This is a genomic window from Enterococcus casseliflavus, assembly GCF_029215545.1.
In the GTDB taxonomy this organism is placed as follows: Bacteria; Bacillota; Bacilli; order Lactobacillales; family Enterococcaceae; genus Enterococcus_D; species Enterococcus_D casseliflavus.
Genome location: NZ_CP119393.1, coordinates 2,686,676 through 2,700,802, shown reverse-complemented (window position 1 = coordinate 2,700,802; position 14,127 = coordinate 2,686,676). Strand labels below are relative to the sequence as shown.

Sequence of the window (14,127 nt, the reverse complement as noted above, 5' to 3'; positions counted from 1 at the left end):
AGAATGGATCAGTGAATTGTAATCGATTTATTTTTAAACAAGATAATGAAAGGTGGAGACCAGTGAACACATTTATCGCAATCGATATCGGTGCATCAAGCGGTCGTCTGATGCTGAGCCGTTGGGAAAATGAGCAGATCACTTTAGAAGAGATCCATCGCTTTAAAAACGGCTTTCGTCCTCATGAAGGCTTTGACCGTTGGGCTATCGATTATTTGATCCAAGAGATTTTAGTAGGACTGCAAAAAGTGAAACAAGCAGGTATCAATGACTGCTTCGTCGGAATCGACACCTGGGCAGTGGATTACTGTTTGATCGATCAAACAGGCGAACGTTTAGGCGACCCAGTCGCTTATCGAGATAGTCGCACCAATGATGCGATCGCAACTTTTGGTCAGCGCTATTCTTTGCAAAAACTGTATGAGAAAACAGGCATTCAGCTGCAGCCCTTCAACACGATTTTTCAGTTAGCCACAGAAGAAGCGCAACTGCTGCAAAAAGCCGACAAGCTGCTGTTGATTCCAGACTACTTGGGCTACGTTTTTACTGGTAAGATGGTCACGGAAAAAACCAATGCTTCGACGATGCAGCTTCTAAATGCCAACACCCAAACATGGGATGCAGAATTGTTAGCTGAGATCGGCGTAACTGAAGGCCTATTCCCACCATTGGTTGATGCAGGAACGGTTTTAGGCGCACTGCAAACACAGAAGTTTCCAGCCTATGATTTGCCACAAGCGACCTTTGTCACTGTCGCTAGTCATGATACGGCGTCTGCGATCATCGGTACACCTGGAGAGGGGGCAGATTGGGGCTACATCAGCAGCGGGACTTGGTCATTGCTGGGGATCGAAACCAAAGTGCCCAATGTTTCCCTTGCCGCCTTTGATGAAAATTATACGAACGAATGGGGTGCCCACAATACGATTCGCTTTTTAAAAAACATCATGGGCATGTGGCTGATCCAAGAAGTGGCTCGGCAGCAAGACTATCAGTATTCCTATGCAGAATTGGCGGAATTGGCGCAAGCAACGCCTGCTTTTCAACAGTTTGTCGATGTCAATGATCCTCGTTTTTTGAATCCAGAAAACATGATTACTGAACTGCAAGCGTATTGTCGAGAAACCCAGCAGAAAGTTCCAGAAACCGCAGGGGAACTGGCTCGCTGTGTGTATGATAACTTAGCGCTTTGTTATGCCAGTGAATTACAAAAGCTGGAACAGCTGACAGGTACGACGAGCAAGCTGCAAAAACTGCATATCGTGGGGGGCGGTTCCAACAATCGCTTTTTAAATCAACTGACGGCTGATGCTGCGCAGCTGACGATCGAAGCTGGCCCAAGTGAAGGAACGGCGATCGGTAATCTTTTAATGCAGATGATGAGTGCTGGCATCTTCACGTCGCTGGTTGAAGCACGCCGTGCGGTCAAACACTCATTTCCTTGCAGTGTTCATGAACCACAGCCTTTTGATCACAAGATTTTAAGCAACTATCAACGTTTTATAGAAGGAGTAGGAAAAAAATGACAACGATTCAACAGCGTTATGAAGAAGCTAAGACAGCATATGCCAAATTAGGCGTCGACACGGATGCGGTTTTGAAAAAATTAGCTGATGTGAAAATCTCGATGCATGTTTGGCAAGGGGACGATGTCCAAGGATTTTTGAGTGATGAAGCATTATCTGGTGGGATCTCTGTAACGGGGAATTATCCTGGTGCTGCCCATACCCCAGAGGAGTTGCGCCAAGATTTAGAAAAAGCCTACTCTTTGATTCCTGGAAAACACAAATTGAACCTTCACGCCATCTATTTAGACACCGAGGAAGCAGTGGATCTAAATGAATTGGAGCCGAAGCATTTTGAAAAATGGGTTGCTTGGGCGAAGGAACAAGGCTTAGGTTTAGACTTCAATCCAACCTTTTTCTCACATCCCATGTTCAAAGATGGCTTTACCCTTGCTTCACCAGATGAAGAAGTTCGTCAGTTCTGGATCGAACACGGCAAACGTTCGCGTCAAATCGCTGCTTATATGGGGAAAGAAACTGGGCAAGTCTGTGTCAATAATTTCTGGGTGCCAGATGGCTACAAAGACAACCCGATCGATCGTTTTACACCACGGGAACGCTTGATGACAGCATTAGATGAGATTTTTGCTGAAGAATTGCCAGCGGAATACACAGTGGATGCCGTGGAAAGCAAGTTGTTTGGTCTTGGCGCCGAAGCCTACACCGTCGGTTCTCATGAATTTTATATGGGCTATGGCTTGACGCGCGATAAACTGATTTGTTTGGATGCTGGACATTTTCATCCAACTGAAGTGATCTCCAATAAATTGTCTTCATTGGCACTATTCAGCAAAGGCATTTTGCTGCATGTCAGCCGTCCCGTACGCTGGGATAGTGATCATGTCGTGATCATGGACGATGAATTGCAAGAGATTGGCCGCGAATTGGTTCGCAATGACTTATTGCCAAAAACCAACATTGGGTTAGATTTCTTTGATGCAACGATCAATCGGGTCGCTGCGTGGGTGATCGGGACGCGCAATACTCAAAAAGCGTTGCTAAAAGCGATGCTAGAACCGATCGAAGAACTAAAAGCAATCGAATTGTCAGGTGATTTCACCACTCGTTTAGCCATGACGGAAGAATTAAAAGACTATCCGTATGCAGATGTTTGGAATTACTTCTGTGAAAGCCAAGGGGTACCAGCAGGTCTGGATTGGCTATCAGAAGTGAAAGCCTATGAAGAAACCGTCTTAAAAGCCAGAAAGTAGGAGAACGATGAAAAAGATTGATATTTTACAAGCGAATTTTGTACAAGAAATGATGGAAACGACAGCAAATCTTTACCGTTTAGGGTGGGATGAGCGCAACGGTGGCAATATTTCTTACTTATTAACAGAAGAAGAGATCTTGCCTTTCATCGATCCGCAAAGCGTCTTGCGGGAAATTCCCATGATTTTTGATGCTACGGCACTAGCCGGCAAGTACTTTATTGTGACAGGTTCAGGAAAATACTTTAAAAATGTAGCCGCACATCCAGCGGAAAACCTTGGTGTGATTCGGGTCAAAGAAGATGGGCAAACATTGGAATTGCTTTGGGGCTTGGAAAATGGTGCGGTGCCAACGAGTGAACTGCCAAGTCATTTCATGAGTCATATCGCTCGCTTGTCGGTCGATCCAGAAAACCGAATCATCATGCATAACCACGCGTCGCATCTTTTAGCCATGAGTTTTACCCATGAGTTGGATGAACGCAGTTTCACGCGGACCCTGTGGCAAATGTGTACGGAGTGTTTGGTTGTCTTCCCAGAAGGCGTTTCCATCATTCCTTGGATGGTCCCAGGAACGAATGAAATCGGCGAAGCAACGGCTGCTAAAATGAAAGAAACCCGTTTGGTTCTTTGGCCACAACATGGCATCTACGGTGCTGGCAAAGATATGGACGAAGTCTTTGGCTTGATTGAAACGGCAGAGAAAGCTGCGGAAGTGTACACCTATGTCAAAGCGCAAGGCCCAATTTTACAAACCATTACAGATGAAAATCTGAAAAAATTGGCTGACGCTTTCAAAGTCACTCCCCGAGCAGGCTATCTTGAGGTATAATCAATGGTAGAAGAATAGAAAAGGCTTTCAGTCTTTTCTATTTAAACTATATTGTGAATAAACAAACAAATGGAGGTAGGAAGAATGGCGAATAGAATGATTTTGAATGAAACTTCGTATTTTGGAAAAGGAGCAATCGAGAACGTACCGACAGAATTCAAGGCACGAGGGTTCAAAAAAGCGGCAGTGATCACCGACAAAGATTTGGTGAAATTTGAAGTAGCAACCAAAGTGACGAAATTATTGGATGAAGCAGGTGTCGACTATGCGTTATATGATGGGATCGTGCCCAACCCAACGATCCAAAATGTCAAAGACGGCTTAGCGTTTGTCAAAGAAGCCCAAGCTGATTGTATCATTGCGATTGGCGGTGGTTCACCGATCGATACGGCAAAAGCGATTGCGATTATTGCTACGAATCCTGAATTTTCAGATGTGATTAGTTTGGAAGGCATGGCAGACACGAAACATCCATGCTTGCCGATTTTAGCGGTACCGACAACTTCTGGGACTGCAGCCGAGGTAACGATCAACTATGTGATTACAGATGAAGAAAATCATCGGAAATTTGTTTGTGTAGACCCTCACGATATTCCTCTGGTAGCCTTTGTGGACAGCGATATGATGATGGGGATGCCTAAGAGCTTGGCAGCCGCAACGGGAATGGATGCCATGACCCACGCCATCGAAGGCTTCATCACCAAAGGCGCATGGGAAATGACTGATATGCTGCACATCAAAGCAATCGAGATCATCGGCCGCTCATTGCGAGATTCCGTGAATGGCGATCAAGCAGGACGAGAAGCGATGGCGTTAGGACAATACATTGCCGGTATGGGCTTTTCAAACGTCGGCTTGGGCTTAGTCCACGGCATGGCCCATCCATTGTCCGCTTGGTACAACATTCCTCACGGAGTAGCGTGCGCGTCCTTGTTGCCAACCATCATGAAATACAACAAAGACTTTACGGGTGAAAAATACCGTGAGATCGCGATCGTTTTAGGAATTGAAGGGGCAGAAACGATGTCACTTGAAGACGTCCGCGATGCTGCTTGCCAAGCAATCGATCAGTTAAGCAAAGATGTGGGCATTCCAGCGACCATTTCTGAATTAGGCGTCAAAGAAGAAGATATCCCAGCCATCGCCAAAGATGCCTTGAACGATGTCTGCACACCAGGCAACCCGCGGGATACGACTTTAGAAGAAATTATTGAGCTTTATCGTTCGTTGATGTAATCTTGTTAAAGGTACGAGATCAGAAGAAATGAAAGATACTTCTGCAAGTTTCCCTTAACAACGATCTGCTGATCAGTTGCTGTTTTATTCTGAAGACTTCAGTAAAATTGCGAGGCAAAGCGTTAGATTTTTGAAGAAATCGTTGTGCCCATATACTAGTAATCAAATCAAAAAAAGTGATCATTAGAGTTGGTTCTCTAATGGTCACTTTTTTGCTGTACGCAAGATCACAGCGTACCGATCGCTTCAAAATCATCATCTATCAAGAGCTGAGAGTTTCAGAATTGGTTAGTCAGCCATCTAATCATCTCTCGATAGCACTCATCAGCGATCGCATTTGGTGTCCGATCAAAGTCATGCTGATCTAAGTCGAGCCAAAGTGTTTTGGTATGGGGGACTTGTGCAGCGAAAGCTTCGGATGCGCTGAAGGGAACATCTGGATCTTTTTTGCAATGAACGACAAAGCAAGGAGGAAAGTCTAGGTAAGCGGCAGCAGGGATCGCCAAGGCTGCTAGCTGTTCCCGATTCCCTAAATAACGCTGCCAGTTGCCATATTGACGGGCGGAAAGGTACAAAGGGAATCGTTTTTCTAACGTGCCGTGGGTGATGGGTTGGCTTTCGATCATGGCTTCAGCGGCGAGTGGTGGGACTTTCGGAAATTGTGTGTAAAAGCGTGCCGGCTGCAAAAATTCTTTACAAAACAACTCTTGGTAACCGTAAAATCGGATCAAACCCTTTTGCTCCGAGTGCTTTGTGCGTGCGGTCAGTAAGGTCGCTAAAAAACCGCCGGCGGAGCGACCGAACAAAGCGTACTCATTTGTACCAACGCCGCTGAACTGCCAGCCTTCGGCCAAAAACCACTCAACTGCCTTTTTTGCATGAAGGTAGATATCGTGTAGCGCTACTTCGGGAGCCAGTGGATAATCGAACAGGTAAAGGCTAACATCGGCAGCCAGCAATTGGTGGACATAATCCTGCGGAAGGTCTTCTCGCTGACCATAGAGGAAGCCACCACCATGAAAATACAAAAGGCTGATCCGAGGCTGCGCTGCTTTTAGGATCGTCACTTCTAACGGCAAAGTGCCGTAGGTGTCAAATTGGATTTTTTCTGTTTGCGCAAAGGCATTTTTAGGATAAACCATTGTTTTCTTCCTTTCTCTTCTTCGATAGTATAAGGAAGAGTATAGGAGAAGGAAGCGGTTAAAAAAAACAGCGTTATGACTAAAAATAGAAACGGTTTTGTCGAAAGTGAACAATGATGTCCTTCAGTAACACGCTTACAATAACCGTATAAATCAAAGGAGGCAGAACAATGGAGTTGAAAAAAGAAGTAGCGGCAATGATCGATGCACTATCTCAGATTGGGAGTGATCCAACTGGAGGAATGACTAGACTGCTTTATACCGATTCATGGAAAGAAGCGCAATCATTTGTAGAAAAACAATTAAAAGAAACTGGCTTAACGACGTCCTATGATGCAGTCGGCAATCTCTTCGGCAGAATGGAAGGCAGCCAGTATCCAGAAGAAACGATTCTTTCAGGGTCACATATCGATACCGTCGTTAACGGTGGCACATTAGACGGTCAATACGGGGTCGTTGCTGCTGCTTTAGCAATCAAGTATTTAAAAGAGACCTATGGGCAACCTTTACGCTCCTTGGAAGTCATCTCAATGGCAGAAGAAGAAGGCAGTCGCTTTCCAACCGTTTTTTGGGGAAGCAAAAACTTTGTCGGAGAAGCCAAAAAAGCCGACGTTGAAGCGATCGCAGATTTTGAAGGCAATCGCTTCGTAGCAGAGATGCAACGCCAAGGCTTTGATTTTCGCGACCCACAAGAACCGGTTCGATCAGACATCAAAGCCTTCGTGGAAATCCATATCGAACAAGGCAGTGTTTTAGAAAAAGAAAATTTGCAGATCGGTGTCGTCAATAGTATCGCTGGTCAAAAGCGTTACACCTTTGTTTTAAAAGGACAAGCCAATCATGCAGGAACCACACCGATGGGCTATCGCCAAGATGCTGTGTATGGTTTTGCCAAAATGTGTGCCGCAGTGATCGACCGTGGCTTAGAGCTTGGGGATCCATTAGTAGTGACATTCGGTAAAGTTGAGCCAAAACCGAATACGGTCAACGTGGTTCCTGGTGAAGTGTTGTTTACGATGGATTGTCGCCATACCGATGGGCAGCTATTGGATGCCTTTACTGCTGAAGCAGAACAGATCATTCAAGCGATCGCCAAAGAGCACGACCTGACAGTGGAGATGGATCTATGGATGGATGAACGCCCTGTGCCGATGGACGAGACGATCGTTGCCACGGTGGAACAAGCGGTGAAGCAAACTGGCAAACGCTACAAAGTCATGCATAGTGGGGCGGGGCATGATTCCCAAATCATTGCACCACATTTTCCAACTGCGATGCTGTTTGTACCAAGTATTGATGGGATTAGCCACAACCCAGCCGAAGCAACGACTATCGAAGATTTAGTAGCTGGGGTTGAAGTTTTAGCAGCTTCCCTTTATGAGCTAGCATACAAAGAATAGAAAGCAGGGACACACATGGGATATAAAAATAATAATACGGGCTATTTAGAAGGATTGCTGCAATCACGAGCAGTCATTAGAAAAAATAATTTTGCGATCTTGCCGCATGATGGGCTAGTGAATAATGTCATTCCAGGCTTCGAAAACTGTGAATGTTCGATACTCGGCACACCAAAATTAGGGGCGTCTTTTGTCGATTACATCATTTCATTCAAAAAAGATGGCGCCAACCAATTGGGCTTCGGCGGTCCAGAGATCGAGAGTTTCTTGTATGTCATCTCGGGCAAACTGGAAGTAAGTGATGGCAAAGAAACCCATACATTGACGGACGGAGGCTATATCTATCTGCCTGCTGGAGAAAAACTGTATATGAAAAATCTCCAAGAAGAAGCGACAGAAGTGTTCTTGTATAAGAAACGTTACCAACCACTTGAAAATCACCAAGCCTACAAAGTAGTGGGGAATCTTTCAGAGTTGACACCGATCCAATACGAAGGGATGGCAGACGTCCTACTTTGGGATTTCTTGCCAAAAGAGCTGGGCTTTGACATGAATATCCATATCCTTTCCTTTGAACCAGGGGCAAGTCATGGCTACATTGAGACCCACTACCAAGAACATGGAGCGTACTTACTGTCAGGTAAAGGGATGTATAACTTAGATAATGAGTGGTTCCCAGTGGAAAAAGGCGACTATATTTTCATGAGTGCCTATGTACAGCAAGCGGCCTATGGTGTTGGTCGTGACGAACCATTGACCTATATTTATTCCAAAGATTGCAACCGCGATCCGGAAATTTAAAGGAGTTTAGAAGATGGAAGAGACGGTTATTGTACAGTCACAAGAGTTACAGCAATTGATCCAAAACAAATTAGCGGCTGCTGGTTTGTCTGAAGAGCACGCAGCCATCGTTGCAGAGCATTTGGTCTTTGCCGATGCCAGCGGGATCCACTCTCACGGGGCTGTGCGGGTAGACTATTACGCAGAGCGGATCGCTAAAGGCGGGATGAATCGCACCCCGCAGATCACGTTTGAAGAGACTGGACCGAGCAGCGGGATCGTTCACGGTCAAAATGGCGCAGGGCAGGTCGTCGTATTAGAAGCGACAAAGCATGCCATTGAGATGGCCAAACGTTCTGGGATCGCGGCGGTTGGTGTGCGGAAAACGAGTCATAGTGGGGCACTATCCTATTATGTCAAAAAAGCCGCAGAAGCTGACTTGATTGCATTATCTATGTGCCAATCGGATTCAATGGTGGTTCCTTTTGGCGGCAAAGAAAATTATTTTGGTACCAATCCGATTGCCTTTGCGGCACCGCGAAAGCATGGTGCGCCGGTGGTTTTTGATATGGCAACGACGGTCCAAGCGTGGGGCAAAATTTTAGATGCTCGTTCCAAAGATAAAGAGATTCCAGCAACATGGGCCGTTGATGCCCATGGCAAGCCAACGACAAATCCGCATCATGTTCATGGGTTATTGCCAATCTCAGGACCAAAAGGCTTTGGGTTGATGATGATGGTGGATATCTTGTCTGGAATGCTCCTTGGGCTGCCTTTTGGCAAGCATGTTTCCTCTATGTACAACGATCTGACGAAAGGCCGCGACTTAGGGCAATTTATTTTGCTGATCGATCCGCAACGCTTCACTGATTTAGATACATTTAAAGAGTCAGTCGAAACGATGATCGAAGAGCTACACGCCATACCGGCTGCTGAACAGTTCCAGCAAGTCTATTATCCAGGCGAGATCAATCAACTAACCTATGAAAAATATATGGCAGAAGGTATTCCTATCGAAAAGAACATTTATCGCTATCTCATTAGCGACACGGTTCATTTTGACCAGTATTCTGGGTCAGATGCCTTTGCACAGACAGGAACAGGAAAGTGAGGAGACCCATGTTACACACTATTATTCAAAAAAACAATTACCAAGATTCCATTGTTTTAATGCTTTTGACCAATCGTTTACTGACGATCGAAGGGATCAACAACGCTTCGGTCATGATGGGTACACCTGCCAATAAGGATATCTTCAAGACGGGTGGTCTTTATACCGAGGAGATGAACAATGCGACATCCAACGATATGGTGCTCGTTTTAGACATTGAAGAGGAAGAAATCATCGAAACAGTCCTGTCAGAAATCGATGCCTTCTTATCGGACCAAAGCAATAGCGCAGGAGAAGAAACCCAAAGCGTCAAAACTTGGGAAAAAGCCTTAGATCTTGGAAAAGATGCGAAGGTCGCTGTCTTATCGATTCCTGGTACTATGGCAGCACCAGAAATTGAAACCGCATTAGCAGCAGGCAAACATGTTTTTTGTTTCAGTGATAATGTTTCATTGGAAGAGGAAGTTCGACTAAAGAAAATGGCGCATGAACAAGGACTTCTTTTAATGGGACCAGATTGTGGCACAGGGATTCTCAATGGGATACCAGTAGCCTTCACGAATGCCGTCCGTAAAGGGAAAATCGGTGTTGTCGGCGCTTCGGGTACGGGCATCCAAGAAGTCACCACCATCATTCATAAATTGGGTGCTGGTGTGACACAAGCCATCGGAACCGGTGGACGAGATCTCAAAGAAGCCGTCGGCGGGATCACCATGAAAGACAGCATTCTTGCCTTGGAACACGATCCTGATACGGAGGTGATCGTGGTGATCTCCAAACCACCTGCACCACGTGTCCGCGATGAAGTGTTGGCATTATTAAGAAGAGGAACAAAACCTGCAGTCACGATTTTTCTGGGGGAAGAACCAACGGACCACGAAGAAAATCTTTACCGAGCCTACACGCTGGAAGAAGCGGCACAATTAGCCGTGCAGCTGCTACGTCAAGAACAGATTGGATTAGAGCCAGTAAAAGAGGAAACGGTAGCTGCCGCTTTTGGACCTGAACAGCAAAAAATCAAAGCTTACTATTCTGGCGGAACGTTGGCGTACGAAGCAGCGATGCTGGTCAAAGCAGGATTAAATCTAGAACAAGAAGATGCCCATCAGGAAGGGTACATCTTAAAAGCAGCTGGCCATGAGATCATCGATTTAGGTGATGACATCTATACGCAAGGCAAGCCCCATCCGATGATCGACCCAACAAAGCGGATCGAACTGTTGAAACAAGCGGGAGAAGATCCTGAAACGGCAGTGATTTTGTTAGATATCGTTTTAGGATACGGCTCTCATCAAGATATGGCGAGTGAATTGGCACCGACCATCAAATCGTTGAAGGAAGCAGCGCAAGCAGCTGGCCGGGAGTTAGCGGTGATCGCTACGATCGTCGGAACTGATTTAGACCCCCAAGACAGCAACGAGCAAGCAGAGATTTTAACCGCAGCTGGCGTGATTTTGTGTCAAAGCAATGCCCAAGCAGTCAAACAAGCTTTAGCAATGCTCGGTCACCCATTTTCACCAATTAGTCGTAAGCTGTTGCCAAAAGCAGTGACAACTGCCGATACGTTGCCAGAGTCATCTGAAAAGAGCCGCGAATTGTTGGCGAATGACGCGTTCATCAATGTAGGATTGCGTAGCTTTGCGGAAGCGATCCAGGCGCATCACGGTCAAGTCGTTCAATATGACTGGCAGCCAATTGCTGGTGGAAACGTAACGTTACAAAAAGCCTTACGTTTCTTAGCACAAGTGTCACTATCAGAGTAGGAGGAAGTTATCGTGTACGAAACTATTGAAGAAGCAAACCAAGCCGTTATTGCCAAAATCGTTGCCGGTTCGCCTTTTTTGCTGGATGTCGTTCCAGCAGTCAGTGTCATTCCAGAATTAGGTGAAGGAAAAGTCCTATTGCATGCAGGACCACCGATCCGCTACGACCAGATGATCGATCCGATTCAAGGTGCTTGTGTTGGCGCGGGGCTTTTTGAAGGCTGGGGCGAAACGGAAGAAGAGGTACGTCATTTATTAGCATCTGGGGAAGTTCAACTGATTCCTTGTCACCACGTGCAAGCGGTTGGTCCAATGGGGGGCATCACCTCTGCCAATATGCCAGTGCTCGTGGTGGAAAACAAAACCGACGGCAACCGAGCGTATTGTACGATGAACGAAGGGATCGGGGCAGTTTTACGTTTTGGCGCCTATTCTCAAGAAGTCATTGATCGCTTGCATTGGATGAAAAATACGTTAGCGCCAGTTTTAAGTGCTGCACTACAAACAAAACCCGATGGCTTGAACATCAATGTCTTAGTCGCAAAAGCAATCGCTATGGGGGATGAGTTCCATCAACGGAATATCGCTGCTTCGTTGGCGTTCTTAAAAGAAGTAGCACCAGCGATCGTTACTCTGGAAGGATTTGAAAAAGAAAAACCAGAAGTCATTCAGTTTCTAGCAGACACGGATCAGTTCTTCTTGAATATCATGATGGCTTCTTCAAAAGCGGTGCTTGATGGCGCCCGGACGATTGAAGAAGGCACGGTTGTGACCGCAATGTGTCGCAACGGGCATGAATTCGGTATCCGTATTTCTGGCATGGGAGATGAGTGGTTTACTGGTCCTGTCAATACACCAAAAGGGCTGTATTTCTCAGGATTCAGTGAAGAAGATGCCTCTCCAGATATGGGCGACAGTGCCATTACGGAAACCTTTGGTGTTGGGGGAATGGCAATGATTGCTGCCCCAGCTGTGACACGCTTCGTTGGTTCCGGCGGATTTCACGATGCGTTGAAAACCAGCAATGAGATGTTAGAGATCTCCATTGATACCAATCCGAATTTTCCCGTTCCTACATGGGACTTCAAAGGGATCTGTTTAGGGATCGATGCTCGGAAAGTCGTGGAAACAGGGATCTTACCGGTGATCAATACAGGGATCGCCAACAAACAAGCTGGACGGGGACAAATTGGGGCCGGGACAGTGACACCACCAATGGATTGCTTTGAAAAAGCTGTCTTGGCTTATGCAAAAAAATTAGGATTTGAAGAATAACTCAGGGTCTGAAAACGTGAAAAGGAGCAACCTAGCGATGATACAGGCAAAATGGATCGACCAAGCTTTATTTGAACCCGCATTTATCAATGGCAACTGGATCGTTCACAGTGTGTTTCAGCATAGTTTCAATCTGCAAGATCCTCGTCAGGATCAGCTGATCTGTGTCTCCAAACAAGCGGCTCGCGTGCCCAAAGGGATGATTTTAGCTGCCGACGATTATGCAACGTTGGCGACAGGGTTAGTTGCTGGTACCACTCTTTTGGTTCAGCAACGGGTGATCCATTTTCCGCATCATCGTCTGTCTTTTCAAAAGGCAGCCAAATTTACAACCACCTTTCCAGCTGGCACAGTCCCATTTGATCGAGAACTGTTTTGGTCAACCCTTCAAAACGTCACGGAAAAGACGGGGATTCAAGAAGCTGTTTCAGAAACCATCAGCAGCAATCATCCGTTTTACGACGCAATCGATCAGCTATGCACGCCTTCATTTAAGGAACAACGGCAAGCAGTCGCTTATTTAGTCGGACGGGGTGTCGGATTGACCCCCACAGGCGATGATATGCTAGTTGGTCATTTACTGGCTCGCCGAGTGATGGGGCAAGAAGATACCCGCTTGTTGGCTTATCTACAAAGAAGGCTGTTGACAGTCAATGATTTAACGACTGACGTCAGTAAACACTATCTTCTGCATGCACTGACAGGCGCATTCAATCAATCGGCATCATCCTTGACCAAGTGTACCGATTCAGTGGCTTTTTCCCAAGTAATCAAAGAGATACTAGCGATTGGTCATACCTCGGGGGCCGACTTTTTGGCAGGGTTTGCTCGCAGTATCGATCAATTTCAAAACAATAGAAATGAGGAATTCATATGGCAAAACGAGTGGTCATCGCTCTAGGGGGCAATGCAATTTTAAAACCGAATCAACCAGCGACCGTAGAGACACAGCTTGCAAATATCCAGTTAAGTGCAGAACAGATCGCTAAAATCGAGAAGCTTGACCATCAAATCGTCGTGACGCACGGCAATGGTCCGCAAGTCGGCAATATTTTACGACAAAATGAAGAAGCCAAAGAAGTCGTGCCGCCTTTTCCACTAGATGTCTGCAATGCAGAGTCACAAGGCTTTATCGGTTATTTAATGGAGCAAAGCATCAAAAATAAAATCGAGCAAGAAGAACTGACCAGCAATGTCGTGACCTTATTGACCCAAGTGGAAGTGGCAGCGGATGATCCCGCGTTTGAAAAGCCAACGAAGCCAATCGGCTTGTTCTACTCAGAAGAAGAAGCAAAAAAGATGGCTGAGGAAAAACATTGGGTGATGGAAGAAGATGCTGGACGTGGGTACCGTCGCGTCGTGCCATCTCCACAACCTGTGACGATCCACGGCGTGGAATCAATGGTTCATTTATTGAATCAAAATACCATCGTGATCGCTGGTGGCGGCGGAGGGATTCCAGTCGTAAAACAAGCGGAAGGCTTGAAAGGGATCGAAGCAGTCATCGATAAAGACCGAACCGGGAAGAAATTGGCAGAACAAGTGGATGCCGATGTATTTATGATGCTGACCGACGTCAACAACGTTTATATCAATTATGGAACACCGAAACAAGAAAAATTAACGGGCTTATCCGTAAGTGAAGCGCAAGCATATTTTGATGCGGGGCATTTTGCAGAAGGGAGTATGGGGCCGAAAATGGAAGCGGCGATTGCGTTTGCCAAACAAGGAAAGACAGCAATCATCTGCTCATTGGAAGAAGCGGACTTAGCATTGTTAGGTGAAGCAGGCACAAGGATCGCTGGGTAACAC

At 46.1% G+C, this 14,127-nt stretch carries 12 protein-coding genes; 11 read left to right on the top strand and 1 reads right to left on the bottom strand.

From position 1 onward, the window contains the following. Positions 1 to 110: 110 nt before the first annotated feature. From rhaB to fucO, 4 genes are all read left to right on the top strand, one after another. Positions 111 to 1,526 carry a rhamnulokinase gene (rhaB, locus tag P0G38_RS12890; protein ID WP_373193405.1) on the top strand — a complete coding sequence of 472 codons (1,416 nt, stop codon included), beginning with the start codon at positions 111 to 113 and terminating at the stop codon, positions 1,524 to 1,526. Next, positions 1,523 to 2,776 (top strand): L-rhamnose isomerase, encoded by a 1,254-nt coding sequence (gene rhaA, locus P0G38_RS12885; RefSeq protein ID WP_016612607.1) that lies wholly within the window; start codon positions 1,523 to 1,525, stop codon positions 2,774 to 2,776. The genes rhaB and rhaA overlap by 4 nt, the downstream gene beginning before the upstream one ends. Before the next feature lie 7 nt (positions 2,777 to 2,783). Then, positions 2,784 to 3,608, top strand: a complete 825-nt coding sequence (gene rhaD, locus P0G38_RS12880) for a rhamnulose-1-phosphate aldolase (RefSeq protein ID WP_005234418.1) — start codon at positions 2,784 to 2,786, stop codon at positions 3,606 to 3,608. Positions 3,609 to 3,692: 84 nt separating this feature from the next. Beyond that, entirely contained in the window at positions 3,693 to 4,844 is a 1,152-nt protein-coding gene (gene fucO / locus P0G38_RS12875) for a lactaldehyde reductase (RefSeq protein ID WP_151195848.1), read from the top strand. A gap of 278 nt (positions 4,845 to 5,122) precedes the next feature. On the opposite strand, the gene P0G38_RS12870 is transcribed toward fucO, so the two are convergent. Then, entirely contained in the window at positions 5,123 to 5,986 is an 864-nt protein-coding gene (locus P0G38_RS12870; protein ID WP_151195847.1) for an alpha/beta hydrolase, read from the bottom strand. Positions 5,987 to 6,156: 170 nt separating this feature from the next. Between P0G38_RS12870 and allC the strand changes: the two genes are divergently transcribed. The 7 genes from allC to arcC are packed head-to-tail and all read left to right on the top strand — an operon-like array spanning position 6,157 to position 14,124. Continuing rightward, the gene (gene allC / locus P0G38_RS12865) at positions 6,157 to 7,386 is read left to right on the top strand and encodes an allantoate deiminase (RefSeq protein WP_005225359.1); all 1,230 of its coding nucleotides are present in this window, start codon (positions 6,157 to 6,159) and stop codon (positions 7,384 to 7,386) included. Positions 7,387 to 7,401: 15 nt separating this feature from the next. Continuing rightward, positions 7,402 to 8,187: a (S)-ureidoglycine aminohydrolase gene (gene allE / locus P0G38_RS12860; RefSeq protein WP_151195846.1), complete on the top strand. Its 786-nt coding sequence runs from the start codon at positions 7,402 to 7,404 to the stop codon at positions 8,185 to 8,187. A gap of 13 nt (positions 8,188 to 8,200) precedes the next feature. Continuing rightward, positions 8,201 to 9,277, top strand: coding sequence for an ureidoglycolate dehydrogenase (gene allD, locus P0G38_RS12855; RefSeq protein ID WP_015509185.1), 1,077 nt, complete (start codon positions 8,201 to 8,203; stop codon positions 9,275 to 9,277). An 8-nt stretch (positions 9,278 to 9,285) separates the two neighbouring features. After that, positions 9,286 to 11,040 (top strand): acyl-CoA synthetase FdrA, encoded by a 1,755-nt coding sequence (fdrA, locus tag P0G38_RS12850; RefSeq protein ID WP_275851714.1) that lies wholly within the window; start codon positions 9,286 to 9,288, stop codon positions 11,038 to 11,040. A gap of 12 nt (positions 11,041 to 11,052) precedes the next feature. Further along, positions 11,053 to 12,315, top strand: a complete 1,263-nt coding sequence (locus P0G38_RS12845; RefSeq protein WP_005234461.1) for a YlbE family protein — start codon at positions 11,053 to 11,055, stop codon at positions 12,313 to 12,315. A gap of 37 nt (positions 12,316 to 12,352) precedes the next feature. Beyond that, the gene (locus P0G38_RS12840; RefSeq protein ID WP_275851711.1) at positions 12,353 to 13,216 is read left to right on the top strand and encodes an oxamate carbamoyltransferase subunit AllH family protein; all 864 of its coding nucleotides are present in this window, start codon (positions 12,353 to 12,355) and stop codon (positions 13,214 to 13,216) included. Next, positions 13,189 to 14,124 carry a carbamate kinase gene (gene arcC / locus P0G38_RS12835; protein WP_005225365.1) on the top strand — a complete coding sequence of 312 codons (936 nt, stop codon included), beginning with the start codon at positions 13,189 to 13,191 and terminating at the stop codon, positions 14,122 to 14,124. Before P0G38_RS12840 ends, arcC begins: the two co-directional genes overlap by 28 nt. Positions 14,125 to 14,127: the final 3 nt, after the last annotated feature.